Consider the following 16250-nt stretch of genomic DNA (forward strand, 5'->3'; position numbering starts at 1 on the left):
TCGCCAACCTTACAGAGGCCTCGAACGAAAGTTCGGGGCCTTTTTTGTTTACTCCTTGCGGAAAAGGTGCTGATTGCTGCTCTTTAGTGGCCTTTTTGAGGTAACGCCTACCTGTGCCACTTTGGAGGTAAAGCATGTGGGTAAATGGACTGTTCTCGCGGTTGTGGCCTATGCTTAACGCCTCCCTTGTTGGGATGGCTTAGCGGATACCGTAAGGGCTACTCCTCGATAAAGCCCAGCTGCATCATGATATCGCGTGTCATCTTGGCGAGGGGGCGCTTGCCAACATCCTTTTTATCTATATAGTTTCCGAGTATTAGCTGGCGTACCTCGTTGGGAGAGGTGAAGAGCTCGGGGAACGACTCGCATAGCTCCATAATCCGATCTTCGCTGTAGATGTGCTGCTTTAGGAATAGCTCGTGGCCGATATCGTTGTGCTTGGAGTAAAGCGTTTCGAGACCAAGGATTTCTTTCTGATCTATTAACACATTATCTGGTGTTGTTGTAATTACCTTAAAAGCATCAGGCTTGGTGTAGTCGGCCTTGGCATATTCTAGCGAGAACGTAAAACCTTTATCAACATCTTCAATTTCAAAAGGCGACTTTTTGAACTCTTTATCAAGTTTGCTATGGTTGCAGCTGCTGCAAACGGGGATGAGATTTTGGAGAGATAATGCAAATATTGGATATTGATTTTTGTTATAAAAATGGTCGAGTTGACACGTATTTTTGATTTTGTTATCTACGTCAACTCGTGTACTCATTATAAAACTACGATTGCAATACGGGCATACTTTGATGCCTAAATCATCGATTAGAGATACATTGCAATAAAGATTTTTATTGTTAATGAAGGTTTCGTACTTTGTAACCATGAAGTCAAAATCTTTTGGTTCTCCTAGTTCCAAAGATTTGATGCAGGATTTTATCTTGCTGAAATCTGAAAGTATTAATCCCTTCGCATCTTTGAATTCTGAAAATTTTGGATTGAGTTTTATTAAGTCGTTTAATACAACTTCTTTTTTTGGGGTAAGTAGAGGCTTAATTCTTTTCCAGTAGTTTTCTTTTACCACCTCCGTATAGTGCTGCTTAATTGGTATCATCTCTTCTTGCTTTAAGTGCCTCCAACTCTTTTTCTAAAACTTCAATTCTATCCTCGATGTTGAAGTGAAACTTTTGGTTGTACTGCTTTAGCAGCATCTCCCGTACCAAGGGTTCCCCTACTTGGCCAATAATAAACCGTATTTCCGTCTTCCTTTTTTCCTCTATTTCCCCGTCTCCTCTCAAATCCTTAATCACATCATTAATCTTGCCTTCGGCAAACTTTCCCATTAAGCCATCCATAAAAAACGAGCTGCGGTAGAGGCTATGGATGTTGGCGCCAAAGGTGCGCTCCATTTTCTCGGGCTCGCAAACTTTGCAGCGAGTCTTATCTTCCTTTTCATTATCCTTTACTGTATCTAAGAAAATTACATTTTCGCGGGGGAGGTCGGAAATAACGATTGGAGAGTGAGAAGTAATAATAAGGTGGTATTTCTTTTTTTCTCCAAGAAGCGAAAAAAAGTTTTTGAACCTATCGACTAATGATTGTTGCCATTCGGGATGTAATGAGGTGTCAGGCTCATCGAAAATGCAGGTTGTAAAACCGTTGTTTCTATTTTTGTGTTCATGCCATATGCGTGCAAATATTGAAATTAAAGAGGTTTCCCCATCGCTTATGTCATCCCAAGAAATAAGGGGTCTAATGTGATATGCCCATTTTTTTAGAGCTAGAGTCTGATTTTTATCTTCAAGAAAGGATAAAACATCATTATCAAAACTGGAAAAGTTGAATTTGAATGATAAGTCAAATATTAATAATTTTTCTGCTCCATCTTTGGATGAACTTCTCGTTTCGGATATGCTGCTACTGCTGCATTTACTTAACATTTTGGAATAATATGAGAAATCTTTGTTTAGGTTGAATTCTTTCTCAAGGGTATTTTTTAATTCAGAAAAACTATCATATTTTTTCTCTTTGTAGTTTGTAGATGCAAGCAGCGTAAAGTATAGGTATTTTTCGATATTTTCATTTTGTAAAGACTCCTTGCTACTTCCTGTCAATAATAAGTATTCAAGATCTCTTACTTTGTTTAATTTATAAATATAGGATTCCTCAAATGAGAATAGGAGTTGTATTGAAAATGTCTCTGGACATTTGAAAGGAGTCAGCTTATCGTTTTTACTAAAGTGCGATAGTAGTTCTATTTGTTTCTTCTTATCATGAAAGCGGAAGGCGGTTAATGAAGGGTTGGTTTTTTTAAAATTTTCGGATCTTGTTAACTCGAATTCTTTAGGGTGTCCTGCTGTTTCAAGAAGAAAATTAGTGGAAATATTTGCTGTGTAGGATTTGCTGGCTGCTAACTTTTCGTTAGAATTTAGGGCAGAGGAATAGTATAGAATATTATGCTTGTAATCCGAGGTTTCCTCTTTTTGTGTTTTGTAAAATGCATCTAGTACATTTTCTGTAATTAACTTTTCACCATGTTGTGAAAAAAGACTATCCTTTATTGCATGGCTACAAAAATAGTGTAGTATTAGATTTTTTGTATTTTCCTTGGTTATAAAAATGTAACCACTGCTAGAAGTGAGTTCTTCGAAAGCCCATCCTCCTCTTGTTGTAATAAAATCTATCAAGCTACTCTTTCCACTACCATTTTTCCCCACAATAGCGGTAATGTTGCTGATGTGCTCGCCAAAGAAGTTGTCGGGGTAGCTGGTGTTGATCTCATTGTGGGTTAGGGTGCCACCTGTAACGGGGCCTTCCTTTTCTTTGGGCTCGAAGTGAAAGTGGTGCTTGGGCGAAAAGTTAAAGCCTTGGTGGTGGATGTTGTTGTACTCCTCTATCCAAACGTATAGCAGCTCCATGATGCGGTTGTTTTAGCGGTTAGGTTATGCGTAAGCTATCTTTTAGGGTTTAAATATACCATTTATGGCATCTCGTTGGGGCGTGGGAAACGAAAATAGTAGGGTGGCTTGGCTGTACGTGGCGAATGGATGTCTTGCTGCCTAGCTCTTTTGCGAGGATGGCTTAATGGGGCGAATGCGGCCGGAGGCCGGGCTAACTAAGCTTAGCGAGGACGCTAAGCTTAGCGGAGGGGCAAAATTTGCATTTTGGTTGGCTACTTGGCCGGGATAGGAAAATGCAACCGCAGTTTTGCTCCCAACTCGGCTAGAATGGGAAACTGCAGCTGCAGTTTCGTGTCCAGCTCCGTTAGAATGGAAAAATGCAGCTGCAGTTTTGTTCCCAGCTCGGCTAGAGTAGGAAAATGCAACCGCAGTTTCGTTCCCAGCTGCGCTAGAGAGGGAAAATGCAGTCGCAGTTTTGTATCCAGCTGCGCTAGAGTGGAAAAATGCAAAAAGAGTAGAGCTTCTGCGCAAGTTGCAAGAGCTAAAGGGAAGTTGCAAGAGCTTCTGCGCAGGTTGCAAGAGCTAGAGGGAAGTTGCGAGAGCTTCTGCGCAAGTTGCAAGAGCTAGAGGGAAGTTGCAAGAGGCTCTGCGCAAGTTGCAAGAGCTAGAGGGAAGTTGCAAGAGGCTCTGCGCAGGTTGCAAGAGCTCGTGGAGAAGTTGCAAGAGGCTCTGCGCAAGTTGCGAGAGCTCGTGGAGAAGTTGCAAGAGGCTCTGCGTAGATTGCGAGAGCTCGTGGAGAAGTTGCAAGAGCTTCTGCGCAAGTTGCAAGAGCTCGTGGAGAAGTTGCGAGAGGCTCTGAGTAAGTTGCAAGAGCTAAAGGGAAGTTGCAAGAGGCTCTGCGCAAGTTGCGAGAGCTAGAGGGAAGTTGCAAGAGCTAGAGGGAAGTTGCAAGAGCTAGAGGGAAGTTGCAAGAGGCTCTGCGCAGGTTGCAAGAGCTCGTGGAGAAGTTGCAAGAGGCTCTGCGCAGATTGCGAGAGCTCGTGGAGAAGTTGCGAGAGGCTCTGCGCAAGTTGCGAGAGCTCGTGGAGAAGTTGCAAGAACTTCTGCGCAGATTGCAAGAGCTCGTGGAGAAGTTGCGAGAGGCTCTGAGTAAGTTGCAAGAGCTCGGGGGTAAATTGCCGGAGACTGTTCGAGACTGTTCGGGAGTATTCAGGGAGTATTCACGGAACTGTGTCTACATATTTTTCTCGGAAGCAGGAATTACACCTGCCCTATAGGATGGGGCTGTTAGCGGGGCAAGGGTGGGGCTTGGTTAGGAGGGAGAGGTGAGGGCTGCTTGAGCGGCTAAGCTACCGGGTTGGCAGAAGGCCGCGTTAGGGATGGGAGCGGAAAGCCCACAGCCCGAAGCGGAGCGTAGGGCGAGGACTTGCAGCGTACAGCCCGACCCGAAGGGGAACGCCCAAAGGGTATCGGTTGGAGAGCGGATGCTGCTGCCTGCGCTTGCGCTACCTCGCATAAGGAGGTGCGGTGGCGGCTGGCGGGAATAAAAAAAGGGCTGCCCAACAGGTGGTGGACAGCCCTTTACGTATATCAAACACTACTAGCGTAGCTTGTGACCTTTTACGCCAAAGTAAAGGATGAATAGGTAGGCTGGGATGAAGATCCAGAATGCGCTTTGGTAGCTGGCGGCGGTAACCACCTCGTTTACCTTAAAGGCATCAACGAGCATACCGAAGATGAATGGCACCACGGCGCCACCTACGATACCCATTACCAGCAGCGACGAGCCTGTTTTGGTAAACTTGCCCAGGTCGGCAATGGCAAGCGGCCAAATGGCTGGCCACATTAGCGAGTTGGCAAATCCGAGGAATGCCATGCAGTACACGCCGTACTCGCCTGGAAGGTAGATAAGGAGGCCAGATGCCACAATACCAATTATTGCGAACGCCTTAAGGGCTGTTGTTTGGGAGATGATTTTGGGGATCATAAGAACGCCAAAGATGTAGCCGATAACCAAACCGATGGTTACGTACTTCGAGAAGCTTTCGAGACCTGCCACGTCGCCAAAAACCGACTTAGCGTAGCCGATGATGGATACCATTGGAAGGGTTTCGATGCCTACGTATAGGAATAGCGCAGCTACGCCCATTAGCAGGTGGGGGAACTGAAGGATGCTTGTCTTAGACGAAGCGTACGACGACACCTCGTTGCCTGCCTCCGACTCGTCCTCGCCTTCGGCCTTCACTTCGGGAAGTGGAGCGAAGTACATGAAAACGCCTAGTCCAACTAGAATGGCGGTAACGATGTAGAATGGAAGGATGATATCGCTTAGCTGAACGTTATTTAGGTTTAGGAACAGGCCAAGGAATAGCGACGAAAGCCACCAGGCAGCCTTGTTCATGATGCCCATAAGGCACATGCGCATGGCGGCGCTCTCCTTAGGGCCGATGATGGTAACGTAGGGGTTTACGGCAGCCTGAAGCAGGGTGTTACCAATACCACCCACGAAAAGTGCCAGCAGGAAGATGGGGAAGCTGCTCATTTTGGCCGAAGGCACAAAAAGAAGCATTCCGGCAGCCATGATGAAGAAGGCGAAGAGCATTCCCATGCGGTAGCCAAATTTTTTGATAACCCATCCTGCAGGAGCGCCGAATACGACAAACGCAGAGAAGATGGCCGCCGTAACCAGGTACGACTGCGAAACGGATAGGTTAAATGCATTTTGAAGGAATGGTGTTAGGAATCCGCTTATACCAACTCCAAAACCCATAACAAAAAATAGTACTCCGACTATAACCAGCGGAACGACTAGCGTCTTCCCTGATTTTGCTTGACTCGTCATAGATAAGTATTGTTAATGATTGTACTAAAAATAATGGCGCAATATAGATTTTTTAATGGTTCTCTCCTATAAGTTGATTTTTATAGGGATGGGCATTTGGGCGAGATACCGACCCTTGGGTGCAACCTTTTGCATTGGCATAGCAATTTTTATGGAACAAAGCTGGGGGCTGCTATTTTATACGCTGTTTGGAGCGGCAGATGGGGCTGTGGCTATATCTATTCACTTTGCAGTGGTTTAGTGGCCATTTTATTTAGAACGGAATTCTAATTTTACTGTGCAAGGTACAGCAATGTTGTTGTATTTTTTATATTTTCACCCCCTGTTCATTCGAGGTTGGATGTACTGATAGGTACTGCTGGGAGGCATGGGAGAGCAGAAACGTGAGCAAGCTAGGTATGGACGTAAATGCGATGCCGTCCCCGATTGGAGAGGGAGTTTTAAAAGTTAAAAAATAAAGAATGATAGTTAAGAAGATTTTGGAGGATATCGAAAGGCCAGACCTCGAGTTGGTATCGCAGACGTTGGATTGGGAAATTACCTCCTTTAAGATTGAGCAGGTGAGCTGGGAGGAGTACCCCTACAAGCCAAGGGTTACGCTTCGCTTAGCCTATAACGATAACGAACTTTTTGTTAAGTTTAAGGTAAGAGAGCAGTCGGTGCGCGCGGTTGCGGCCGAGGATAACGGCAACGTATGGGAAGATAGCTGCGTGGAGCTGTTTATCTCGCCCGAGTGCAACGAGTACTACTACAACCTCGAGTTTTCGTGCATCGGCAAAAAGCTGATGGGGTACCGCAAGGATAGAACCTCGGCGGTAAGGGGCGAAAACGACGTGCTTTCGACCATCAGGGTACACTCTACGCTGGGTAAAAAGCCGTTTGTGGAGCGTACCGGCGAAACGGAGTGGAGCCTTACGGCAGCCATCCCATTTAAAGCATTCTTTAGCTCTAAGTTTAGGCCCGTTTCGGGCGATCGGTTTACGGCCAACTTCTACAAGTGCGGCGATAAGCTGTCAGTGCCACACTTCCTTTCGTGGAAAAAGATCGATGCGCCAACGCCAAACTTTCACCTGCCAGAGTTCTTTGGGGAGCTCTTCTTCGAGTAAAAAATGTTAATATCCATAAAAGCCTCTTTTTGAGGCTTTTTTTATGGCTATAATTGATGTTGTAAAACATTCAGAATAGTGTTATAAAAAACCTTTTTGTTAGCACATTAACATCCCTTTTTTGATAGTTTTGGATCACATTTACTAAGGCATAAACAACTTTATTATAGTTATGGGAAGAAAACTTTTGATTAGAGACTTGACCATGCGTGACGGTCAGCAGTCTCTATTTGCAACAAGAATGACTCAGGCACAGGTTAACAGATTGTTACCCTTCTACAAGTACGCCAACTTCTACGCAATGGAAGTATGGGGTGGTGCGGTGCCTGACTCAGTAATGCGCTACTTGAACGAAAACCCATGGACTCGTTTAGAGACTATTAAGGCTGCTGTAGGCAACGTATCTAAGCTAACAGCTCTTTCTCGTGGTCGTAACCTATTCGGTTATGCTCCATACCCAGATGAAATTATCGACGGATTTAGCCGTAACGCTATCGAGTCTGGTCTTGGCATCATGCGTATTTTTGATGCTCTTAACGACGTAAACAACGTAAAGTCTACCATTAAGTACGTTAAGAAGTACGGCGGTATTGCAGACTGCGCAGTTTGCTACACCATCGATCCACACGAGCTAAAGACTCCAGTGTTTACCGATGAGTACTTCCTAGGTAAGGCTAAGGAAATGGCTGCTCTTGGTGCTGATATGATCACCATTAAGGACATGAGCGGTCTTATTCCACCATCACGTATTGCAGCGCTTATCACGCTATTCAAGCAGCACATCAACGTACCTATCGATTTCCATACCCACTGTACTCCTGGCTACGGCTTAGGCGCAGTTCTTTCGGCTATCGTAAACGGTGTTGATATTGTTGATACCAACATCTGGAACTTTGCAGGTGGTCCTGCTGCTCCAGCTATCGAACTTATCTACATCTTCTGCCAAAAGCTAGGCATTGAGCTAGACATCAACATGCACGCAGTTGCTATGATCAACTCTGAGCTTGTTGACATCCGTAAGGAGCTTGCTGATGTTGATGCAGTGAAGATGTTCCCAAAACCATTCAACCCGCTAACAGACGCTCTACCTGCTGAAATCGAGGCACAATTCGACAAGGCAATCGAGGCTGCTAAGGCAGGTAACGAAGAGGCTCTTCTAGCTGCTTGTCACGCTATCGAGAACCACTTCGGATTCCCAGCACCAGACGAGCTAGTTAAGAAGGCAGAAATCCCTGGAGGTATGTACACCAACATGGTAGCTCAGCTTAAGGCGCTTAAGTCAGAGCACATCCTTCCAAAGGCTATGGAGCTAATCCCACAAGTACGTTTGGATTCTGGTTTACCTCCATTGGTAACTCCAACCAGCCAAATCGTAGGAGCACAAGCTGTAAACTGCGCGCTTGACATCATGAACGGTAAGGAAATGTACAGCAACGTTTCTAACCAGTTTAAGGGTATGGTTAAGGGTGAGTACGGTAAGACTCCAATTCCAGTAGATCCAGAATTCCGTTTCAAGATTTGCGGTACTCGCGAAGAAACTGACTACGATGTATCGAAGCACCAAATGCAACCAAACCCAGAAATTCCTGGTCTTGGTGTGAAGCTAGCTGAGAACGAGAAGGAAGTTCTTCTTCTTGAACTTTTCCCACTAGTTGCTAAGGATTACCTAACCTTCGCTAAGAAGGAGCAGTACAAGAATGCACCTAAGGCAGAAAAGGTAGAAGCTGCTGCTGCTACTGCTGTTGCTAAGTCGGCTGTAAAGGGTCAAGACGTAGCAGTTGCTATGCCTGGTAAGGTACTTCAAATTCTAGTTAAGCCAGGTGAGCCAGTTAAGGCTGGACAAACCGTGCTTATCCTAGAAGCAATGAAGATGGAAAACAGCATCACCTGCCCATTCGATGGCTTTATCAACAACATTTTTGTTGCTGAAGGCGATACTATTCCTGCAGATTCTGCAATTCTAGACGTAGTTAAGGAAGCTCCTGCTGTTGTAGCTGGTGCACCTGCTGCTGCTGGCGCTGCTCCTGTATCTAACAAGGCAGGTAAGCCAATCGAATCTCCAATGCCAGGAAAGATTCTTCAAATCCTAGTTAAGCCAGGAGAAACCATCAAGAGCGGACAAACTATCGTAGTTCTTGAGGCTATGAAGATGGAAAACAGCATTCCTGCTACCTTCGACGGTATTGTAAACAATATCTTCGTAGAAGAAGGACAAACTGTTCCTGCTGATGCTAAGCTTATCGATGTAATCTAATTCGAAATAGCATAAACGTAAGGCCAACCCGAATGGGTTGGCCTTTTTTGTTGGGTGGTATGGAGGTTGCGCTTTGCTAGAAAGGACGGCGGTCACAACGCAAAAAGGGCCATCCAATAAGGATAGCCCAAGGTAGTATTGTGCTGTAAAAGGTTACTCCTTTACTTGCTTTGCGGCACTTTTACCGGCAAGGTAGCCTGTTGAGAATGCTATCTGCAGGTTGTAACCTCCGGTAGGTCCATCAAGGTCGAGCAGCTCGCCGGCAACAAATAGGCCTTGTACCTTTTTTGATTGTAGCGTTTTGGCATCGATGTGCTTTAGCGATAGGCCGCCCATCGTTACGATAGCGCCATCAAATCCGGCCGTTTCGCCAACATTTAGGCGGGTGCTTTGTAGGGTGCGTGCAAGCTTGCTGATATCGGCATCGGTATAGTCGGCTACCTCCTTTTTAAGTCCTATTTTGTGGAAGGCGGCAAATGGCTTAACCAGCTTTCGGGGGAGTAATCCCATCATTAGGCTTTCGGCTGTTGTAAATTCACCCGAGCGAACGTCGCGCTTTATGCGATCAACCAGCTGCTCTGGGGTAAGCGCCGGTTTTAGGTTGATGGCTAAGGCCACGTTTTGTCCCTTGTGTAGCGCTTCTGAGGCTTTGCGGCTTAGGCGAATTACGGTTGATCCACCAATCCCGTTGTCTAAAAACTCCATTTCTCCAAATTCGGTACCTACAGCCGTTCCTTCTACTTCGAGAGAAACCTCGACGTTGCGAAGCTGTAGCGCCTGTAGCTTCGCAAATTCGAACTGCTTAACTTTTAGAGGGACTAGGGATGGGAGTGGGGTGATTATATGGTGGTTTAGCTTTTCGAGCATCCCATAACCGTCTCCTGTAGATCCTGTGCGGGGGTAGGATAGCCCACCCGTAGCCAAAATAACAGCCTTAACGGTTATAACGGCTTGGTTCCCGTTTTCGGTATCCCTAAATTCGATGGATTTAATTTTATTGTCGGTAACGCCAATTTTTGTAACCTCCTTAAAAATGTGCACGTCGGCACCAGCCTCGGAGGCTGCATCAAGAATGGCGGTTGCCACATCCCACGCTTTGCCGCTTTCGGGGAATACGCGGTTACCACGTTCGGTAACCGTGCGTACGCCGTACTTTTCGAGCAGCTCGATTATGTCGTTTGGCTGAAAGCTGCTAAATGCCCAGCGGAAAAAAGCAGGGTTGGTATTTATTTTTGATAGGAATTCGTCGTAGCGTTCGGCATTGGTTATGTTGCATCGCCCTTTTCCGCTGATGCGTACTTTGCGGGCCGTTTTTTCCATTTTTTCGAGCACAATAACTTTTGCTCCTTCGCGAGCAGCAGCCCAAGCTGCAATTAGTCCGGCGGCTCCGCCACCAACGATGGCTATGTCGTAGTCTTTCATAGTCTGGTATTATGTGCCAAAGATAGCTGCTATAAATGTAGAAAACGCACTACTTGCTGAAGTAGTGCGTTTTTATTAGCTAATTGGTTTGAGTTGCGGGTGGTGTATCCTCTACTGGCATTTCCTCTTCGTCTTCGCGTAGAAGTAGGGTGTCGGATAGGTTGATGAGAGGCTCTCGTAGGTAGGCTTTGGCCATTCCGTCGAGGCGTACGTTAGGAACGATCATGTCAAATTCTTCCTGAGAGATGATTCCCTTACGAAGCATTTTGCTGGCGATTAATCGGTAGTAGCCTGCCATGTTGTGGCGCAGCGAACCGCTATCGCTAAAGCTGTAGAAGAATTTCTTGGGTCGGGGAATAATGCTTGCCATAAATATGGCCTCCGAGGTGGTAAGTCGGCTGACATCCTTGTTGAAGTAGAATTCAGCAGCCTCGTTGGCTCCAAATACTCCGGGGCCCCATTCTATTATATTAAGGTATATTTCTAGCATACGCTGCTTAGAAACGAGGTGCTGCCTTTCTATTAGCCAGGTGATAAGCGCCTCCTCCAGCTTACGTGCTATGGTTTTATTTCGTGATAGGTATATGTTTTTTACCAGCTGCATGGTAATGGTGCTACCTCCTCTGGCAAATCTTCCGGCCTGAATGTTTCGAATTAGCGACGCGCGGAATGCGTCGATTAGGAAACCTCGGTGACCAAAGAAGTTGCCATCTTCGGAAAACATTACGGCGTATTGGAGTACAGGAGGAATTTGGTCTAACCTGCGAAAGTTGGGGTTGTCTTCTCCCACAGGGAATGTACGAGAAGGTACGCCGTTGTCGTAGAAGGTATACTGGAATGGCCCGTTGATGTAGGGGTAAACTACATCGCCATACTTTTTAATACTAAAGTTTTGAGATCGAAGCTCTGACTCGAAAACCAAGTCTTTTAGGTTGTTCCAGTCTGCCTCGAATTTTAGGTGGTAGGCCAGCTCTCCATTTACCTCTAGCCCCCTAACTGTAGAGAAGATACCTTCGGGAAGCGAGCTGAAAAGGTCTTGGGCAGGGAAGAAATCCTTGTTTAAGGATAGCGCTACAAAGCGATTTGGCTTTGAGCGGTACTTGGCGTATGGGCTAAAGGTTAGCTTGTTAAAGTTGATAACGGTTGCACTGTCTAACTCTACAAAATCTTTTCCAAAATTAACGACGTAGTTTAAGCTTCCTTTGTCTAGGTTAACCTCCTGCATCGCAATTTTTCTATGCTGTACTTTCAGCCCGTCAAACATGGCATTACCTTCGAGCTGGTACTTGCCGTGCGAATAGCCAGAGTTATCAATCCCAAAGGCTAACGTATCAAAAGAGACCTTTGCATTGAACTTGTAGCTAATAAAAGGTATGGTCGCTGATGGCGCGTTGGCTGCATATACCTTGACGTAGGCCTTATTTATCCAAGTATTAATGTCTCCAACAATTTTGTAGTTGGTGGTGGAGTCATTCTCGGTAACCAGCGTGTTTAAGTCGATAATACCGCTGCTGATATCAAACTTTGGAACGGTGGCGTATACCTTGTGCCCCCTAGTATTAATCAAAAAGTCGAACTTTTTAATGTGGATATCACTAGGAAGGATATCGAAGAACAGATCCATAAGTCTAGAAACACGACGTTCGTAGCTCGAACTAGACGTAGAGGAGGGCTCCTCCTTATTTACCGACTTGTAGAGGAACGTGTAGTTATTCCCTGTGCTATCTCTTAGTACGTTTATGTTGATGTTGTCGGCCTTTAGGTTGGTAATGCTAAGGCGGGCCATAAGCAACCTGAGCGGATTTATCTTAATGGATAGGTTGTCGATGTTGATAAGCGTATCGTTGTCAATAGGCTTAATTACAATCTCATCAAAGTTTAGGGTAAGTATCCCTGTAAAGTGGGGGTTGATGACCTTGACATCTGCATTATGTTTCTCGTTAAACGAGCGAACCTTGTTAGATACCATGTACTTCATTATGGGCGTGCGCAGTGCAAAAAGCACGATCCCTAAAACAACTAATCCGAGGCCAATCCAAAGTGCTATTTTCTTGATCTTTGGCCAAGGCAGATTCTTTAATTCCATTTGCTCCAATTTGTGCGGTAAAGCTATAATAAAAATGGGAAAGTTGTGAAATTTGCAGCGGTAATTCGCTTTCGTTTTATTTTAAGGGTTGCTGATAAACGATCTGATAATCAGCTGCTGTTTTTGATTTCAGCATTAAATAGGTGAAACGGCAGGTGTAATTAGCTTTTTTTCTTACTCTAAGTTGTACTGATAAAATTGGGACGCTGATATTTAGCGTTAAATTTGAACGATTTTAAAGGATATCTTCAAATTATGGCATATCTAGGAACAGATATAGAGTCGTTGAAAGTTGCGGCAGAAGCTATAAAGGCCGGAAAGCTAGTCTCTTTCCCCACTGAGACGGTATATGGCTTAGGGGCTGATGCTTTCAATGCAGGTGCAGTGGCTCGCATTTTTCAGGAAAAGGAGCGGCCTTCTTTTGATCCGCTAATTGTTCATATTTCGCATATTGATCAGCTATCACGATTGACTCGTAGCATAACGCCAGTTGTTCTACGATTAGCGGAGGCCTTTTGGCCAGGACCACTTACGCTAGTTTTGCCAAAACAGCCCGAGGTGCACGATATTGTAACATCAGGACTTGATACTGTTGCTATTCGTATGCCCAACCATCTGGTGGCTTTGCAGCTAATTACGCTCTCGGGTACAGCAATAGCAGCACCTAGCGCAAATAAATTTGGACAGCTTAGCCCCACACATCATAAGCATGTTACCAAGCAGCTTAAAGGCGTTGAATATGTCATTGAAGGTGGAAGCACTACGGTTGGCATAGAGTCGTCTGTAGTGTCGGTGGATGAAATGAAAATTCAAATACTTCGTCCGGGGGCTGTTACTGCTGCCGATATAAAGAAGGTTATTCCAGAAGTAGAGGTTGTCGATTTTACGAAACCTGTAGATAACCATTTGCCTTCGCCAGGGTTGCTGAATAGCCACTATAGCCCTAAAAAACCGCTATATATTTCAAATAACCTTGATCTTTTTGCAGGGAAAAAGTATGGCTATATCGCTTTTTCTGGAGATGGAGAGATGTCTGGGCCTGCAAAAGTTTTTGTGCTATCGGCAAAGGGCGATTTTGCAGAGGCTGCAACCAACCTTTTTAGAGCTCTTCACTACTTTGAAGAGGAGGAGGTTGACTTTATCGTGGCAGAGCCTATTGCCGAGCAAGGTATTGGAGTTGCCATTATGGATAGGCTTAAAAAGGCGGCATTTCAGTATTTAAAGGATTAAACACTCGATTGAATATGAAAAAGCGTTCGTAAGATCTTTTCTTCGAACGCTTTTTTTATTCTCGTTGGAGATATTTTAAAGGGAAAACTTATTCTTTCTCTTCATTGGTCTTTTTCTTTGGTAATCTACCTGCGTCTTTTAAACTCTTGTTTATTATCCACTCTAGCTGTCCATTGATGCTGCGAAACTCGTCTGCAGCCCATTTTTCAATGGCTTTCATAGTTTCCGCATCAATTCGCAAGGCAAATGATTTTTTATCTCCCATTATGCTGCTCTTACTGATTTAATGTACCTGCATTGATAACTGGTGATGTTTCTTTATCTCCACAAAGAACCACCAACAAGTTGCTTACCATTGCAGCCTTTTTTTCTTCGTCGAGATCTACAATACCTTTGCTAGAAAGGAGCTTTAAGGCGCCCTCTACCATGCCAACTGCACCTTCAACCATTTTTACTCGGGCCGCAATGATGGCAGTTGCCTGCTGCCTTTTTAGCATTGCTTGTGCTATTTCTGGAGCGTAGGCAAGATAGCCTATTCTCGACTCTATAACGGTTAATCCGGCCAACTTTAGCCTGTCTGTAATTTCGTCCTCAAGGCTTTTGTTTACGTCTTCGAAGTTCGAGGTTAAGGTTATTGCTGCCTTTTCGTCTTCGAATAAATCATACGCATATGAGCCTGCAAGCTTACGTACCGCAGAGTCTGTTTGTATTTTTACAAATTCCTCGTAGTTGTCTACTTCAAAAATGGCTTTGTAGGTTTCCTCTACTCTCCAAACAAGGATCGCGCTAATCATGATAGGATTTCCGAGCTTGTCATTTACCTTAAGGCGTTCACTTTCGAAGTTTCGGGCTTTTAACGAAACCATTTTTTTTGAGTAGAAGGGGATAAGCCAAAAGAATCCATTTTTCTTCACTGTTCCTTTGTATTCTCCGAATAGTAATACAACGCAGGACGTGTTGGGATTAACAACAAAAAATCCAGGGATCAAAAAACTAAAAACGATGAAGGATGCAATTGATGCTGGAATTACGTTATAAACAATTCCTGCGATAGCGATAATTCCAATAATTAGTGTGATAGCGACCATTGTGTAGCCATTGGTTGGCTCTTTTAGTACTTCTGTTTTCATTTGTATTGATGTTTTTGTGATATTAATATGATATCAAATATAGATAAAAATATGACTAGAGTGAAAATTTGAGAGAAAAAGTAAAATAAAAAGTAAAATAAAAAGAGAGGGGAGGTGTGCTGCATAAAAAAAGGAGGCTTAGCCTCCTTTTTGATGTATCGTTTTATTCTGAGTCCGATTCCTTCATGTTGTGGAAAACGTTGGTAACATCATCGTCTTCCTCAAATTTAGCCAGCAGCTTTTCGATGTCAGCCTGCTGATCGGCGTTTAGCTCTTTGGTGTCAGTTGGGATTCTTTCAAATTCGGCGCTTACAATTTCGAATTCGTTTTGCTCGAGGTATTTTTGGATATTCCCGAAGGTTTCAAATTCTCCGTAAATCTCAATATTCCCTTCTTCTGTATCCGCAAAAATTTCGTCAGCACCAAAATCGATCATCTCAAGCTCGAGCTCTTCGATATCTATACCTTCTTTAGCTTTTACTTTAAAGTGGCACTTGTGCTCGAACATGAAGGAAACGCTTCCTGAAGTTCCGAGCGAACCGTTGCATTTGTTGAAGTAACTGCGAACGTTGGCAACCGTACGGGTTGGGTTGTCTGTAGCCGTTTCAATGATCACAGCAATACCGTGAGGGCCGTAACCTTCGTAAGCAATCTCCTTGTAGTCTTCCTGCTCCTTGGTCGTTGCCTTTTTGATTGCTCGCTCAACGTTTTCTTTAGGCATGTTCGCCGCCTTCGCGTTTTGAATGAGCACTCTCAAGCGTGAGTTTGAGGTTGGATCTGGGCCACCCGTTTTTACGGCCATTACAATCTCTTTTCCAAGCTTTGTAAACGTGCGGGCCATTGTGCCCCAACGCTTCAATTTTCGTGCTTTACGATATTCAAATGCTCTTCCCATTGTGTTTACTTTGGATATTTATTCCGCTGGTGCAAATGTATTGCTCCTTTGGTAATTCCTGAAAATTTTTGACAAAAATAAGAAATAAAAAAAGCCCCGAAAATTCTTTCGAGGCTTTTTTGAGCGGAAGACGAGATTCGAACTCGCGACCCTCAGCTTGGAAGGCTGATGCTCTACCAACTGAGCTACTTCCGCGATTTTTTAGTGGGGAGAGCAGGATTCGAACCTACGAAGACATAAGTCAGCAGATTTACAGTCTGCCCCAGTTGGCCGCTTTGGTATCTCCCCAACACTAAATATTTTCAAGAACTTTTTGGAGCCGGTGGAGGGATTCGAACCCCCGACCAGCTGATTACAAATCAGCTGCTCTGGCCAACTGAGCTACACCGGCAATTT

At 44.7% G+C, this 16250-nt stretch carries 11 protein-coding genes, 3 tRNA genes and 1 pseudogene; 4 read left to right on the top strand and 11 right to left on the bottom strand.

Annotated features, from left to right (window positions below; genetic code table 11):
- Nucleotides 1-218: 218 nt before the first annotated feature.
- From L990_RS12690 to L990_RS12715, 3 genes are all read right to left on the bottom strand, one after another.
- Nucleotides 219-1103: a hypothetical protein gene (locus tag L990_RS12690; protein WP_047449939.1), complete on the bottom strand. Its 885-nt coding sequence runs from the start codon at nt 1101-1103 to the stop codon at nt 219-221.
- The gene (locus L990_RS12695; RefSeq protein ID WP_047449942.1) at nt 1090-2907 is read right to left on the bottom strand and encodes an AAA family ATPase; all 1818 of its coding nucleotides are present in this window, start codon (nt 2905-2907) and stop codon (nt 1090-1092) included. The genes L990_RS12690 and L990_RS12695 overlap by 14 nt, the downstream gene beginning before the upstream one ends.
- Before the next feature lie 1582 nt (nt 2908-4489).
- Nucleotides 4490-5731 (bottom strand): MFS transporter, encoded by a 1242-nt coding sequence (locus tag L990_RS12715; RefSeq protein ID WP_047449952.1) that lies wholly within the window; start codon nt 5729-5731, stop codon nt 4490-4492.
- Nucleotides 5732-6192: 461 nt separating this feature from the next.
- Here L990_RS12715 and L990_RS12725 point away from each other — a divergent pair, with 461 nt between their 5' ends.
- The 3 genes and pseudogenes from L990_RS12725 (at nt 6193) to L990_RS20390 (ending at nt 9091) form a co-directional block, all read left to right on the top strand.
- A complete protein-coding gene (locus L990_RS12725) occupies nt 6193-6837 on the top strand; it encodes a carbohydrate-binding family 9-like protein (protein ID WP_047449958.1) in 645 nt (214 codons plus the stop codon).
- A 172-nt stretch (nt 6838-7009) separates the two neighbouring features.
- Nucleotides 7010-8809: pseudogene (locus L990_RS12730) on the top strand (biotin/lipoyl-containing protein); the annotation flags it as partial.
- The gene (locus L990_RS20390; RefSeq protein WP_410488770.1) at nt 8795-9091 is read left to right on the top strand and encodes an acetyl-CoA carboxylase biotin carboxyl carrier protein subunit; all 297 of its coding nucleotides are present in this window, start codon (nt 8795-8797) and stop codon (nt 9089-9091) included. The pseudogene L990_RS12730 and the gene L990_RS20390, both read left to right, overlap by 15 nt.
- Before the next feature lie 153 nt (nt 9092-9244).
- On the opposite strand, the gene L990_RS12735 is transcribed toward L990_RS20390, so the two are convergent.
- Nucleotides 9245-10513, bottom strand: a complete 1269-nt coding sequence (locus L990_RS12735) for an NAD(P)/FAD-dependent oxidoreductase (RefSeq protein WP_047449961.1) — start codon at nt 10511-10513, stop codon at nt 9245-9247.
- Between the two features lie 79 nt (nt 10514-10592).
- The gene (locus L990_RS12740; protein WP_052180993.1) at nt 10593-12599 is read right to left on the bottom strand and encodes a biosynthetic peptidoglycan transglycosylase; all 2007 of its coding nucleotides are present in this window, start codon (nt 12597-12599) and stop codon (nt 10593-10595) included.
- Nucleotides 12600-12854: 255 nt separating this feature from the next.
- Here L990_RS12740 and L990_RS12745 point away from each other — a divergent pair, with 255 nt between their 5' ends.
- Nucleotides 12855-13829 carry an L-threonylcarbamoyladenylate synthase gene (locus tag L990_RS12745; protein ID WP_047449964.1) on the top strand — a complete coding sequence of 325 codons (975 nt, stop codon included), beginning with the start codon at nt 12855-12857 and terminating at the stop codon, nt 13827-13829.
- 88 nt (nt 13830-13917) lie between these two features.
- On the opposite strand, the gene L990_RS19720 is transcribed toward L990_RS12745, so the two are convergent.
- The 6 genes from L990_RS19720 to L990_RS12770 form a co-directional block, all read right to left on the bottom strand.
- Entirely contained in the window at nt 13918-14094 is a 177-nt protein-coding gene (locus L990_RS19720; RefSeq protein ID WP_081981707.1) for an Arc family DNA binding domain-containing protein, read from the bottom strand.
- A 10-nt stretch (nt 14095-14104) separates the two neighbouring features.
- Nucleotides 14105-14959, bottom strand: a complete 855-nt coding sequence (locus L990_RS12750; protein ID WP_047449967.1) for an SPFH domain-containing protein — start codon at nt 14957-14959, stop codon at nt 14105-14107.
- Between the two features lie 163 nt (nt 14960-15122).
- On the bottom strand, nt 15123-15854 hold the full coding sequence (locus L990_RS12755; RefSeq protein WP_047449970.1) for a YebC/PmpR family DNA-binding transcriptional regulator: 732 nt from the start codon (nt 15852-15854) through the stop codon (nt 15123-15125).
- Between the two features lie 122 nt (nt 15855-15976).
- Nucleotides 15977-16049, bottom strand: a tRNA-Gly gene (locus tag L990_RS12760).
- A gap of 10 nt (nt 16050-16059) precedes the next feature.
- A tRNA-Tyr gene (locus tag L990_RS12765) sits at nt 16060-16142 on the bottom strand.
- A 26-nt stretch (nt 16143-16168) separates the two neighbouring features.
- Nucleotides 16169-16245, bottom strand: a tRNA-Thr gene (locus L990_RS12770).
- Nucleotides 16246-16250: the final 5 nt, after the last annotated feature.

Origin of the sequence: Alistipes sp. ZOR0009 (assembly GCF_000798815.1) — a bacterium.
GTDB lineage: Bacteria > Bacteroidota > Bacteroidia > Bacteroidales > ZOR0009 > Acetobacteroides.

Coding starts and splice junctions, on each gene's coding strand:
- L990_RS12755 (WP_047449970.1), bottom strand. CDS start 15,854: ATGGGAAGAGCATTTGAATATCGTAAAGCACGAAAATTGAAGCGTTGG.
- L990_RS12695 (WP_047449942.1), bottom strand. CDS start 2,907: ATGGAGCTGCTATACGTTTGGATAGAGGAGTACAACAACATCCACCAC.
- L990_RS12740 (WP_052180993.1), bottom strand. CDS start 12,599: ATGGAATTAAAGAATCTGCCTTGGCCAAAGATCAAGAAAATAGCACTT.
- L990_RS12750 (WP_047449967.1), bottom strand. CDS start 14,959: ATGAAAACAGAAGTACTAAAAGAGCCAACCAATGGCTACACAATGGTC.
- L990_RS19720 (WP_081981707.1), bottom strand. CDS start 14,094: ATGGGAGATAAAAAATCATTTGCCTTGCGAATTGATGCGGAAACTATG.
- L990_RS12715 (WP_047449952.1), bottom strand. CDS start 5,731: ATGACGAGTCAAGCAAAATCAGGGAAGACGCTAGTCGTTCCGCTGGTT.
- L990_RS12745 (WP_047449964.1), top strand. CDS start 12,855: ATGGCATATCTAGGAACAGATATAGAGTCGTTGAAAGTTGCGGCAGAA.
- L990_RS12690 (WP_047449939.1), bottom strand. CDS start 1,103: ATGATACCAATTAAGCAGCACTATACGGAGGTGGTAAAAGAAAACTAC.
- L990_RS12725 (WP_047449958.1), top strand. CDS start 6,193: ATGATAGTTAAGAAGATTTTGGAGGATATCGAAAGGCCAGACCTCGAG.
- L990_RS12735 (WP_047449961.1), bottom strand. CDS start 10,513: ATGAAAGACTACGACATAGCCATCGTTGGTGGCGGAGCCGCCGGACTA.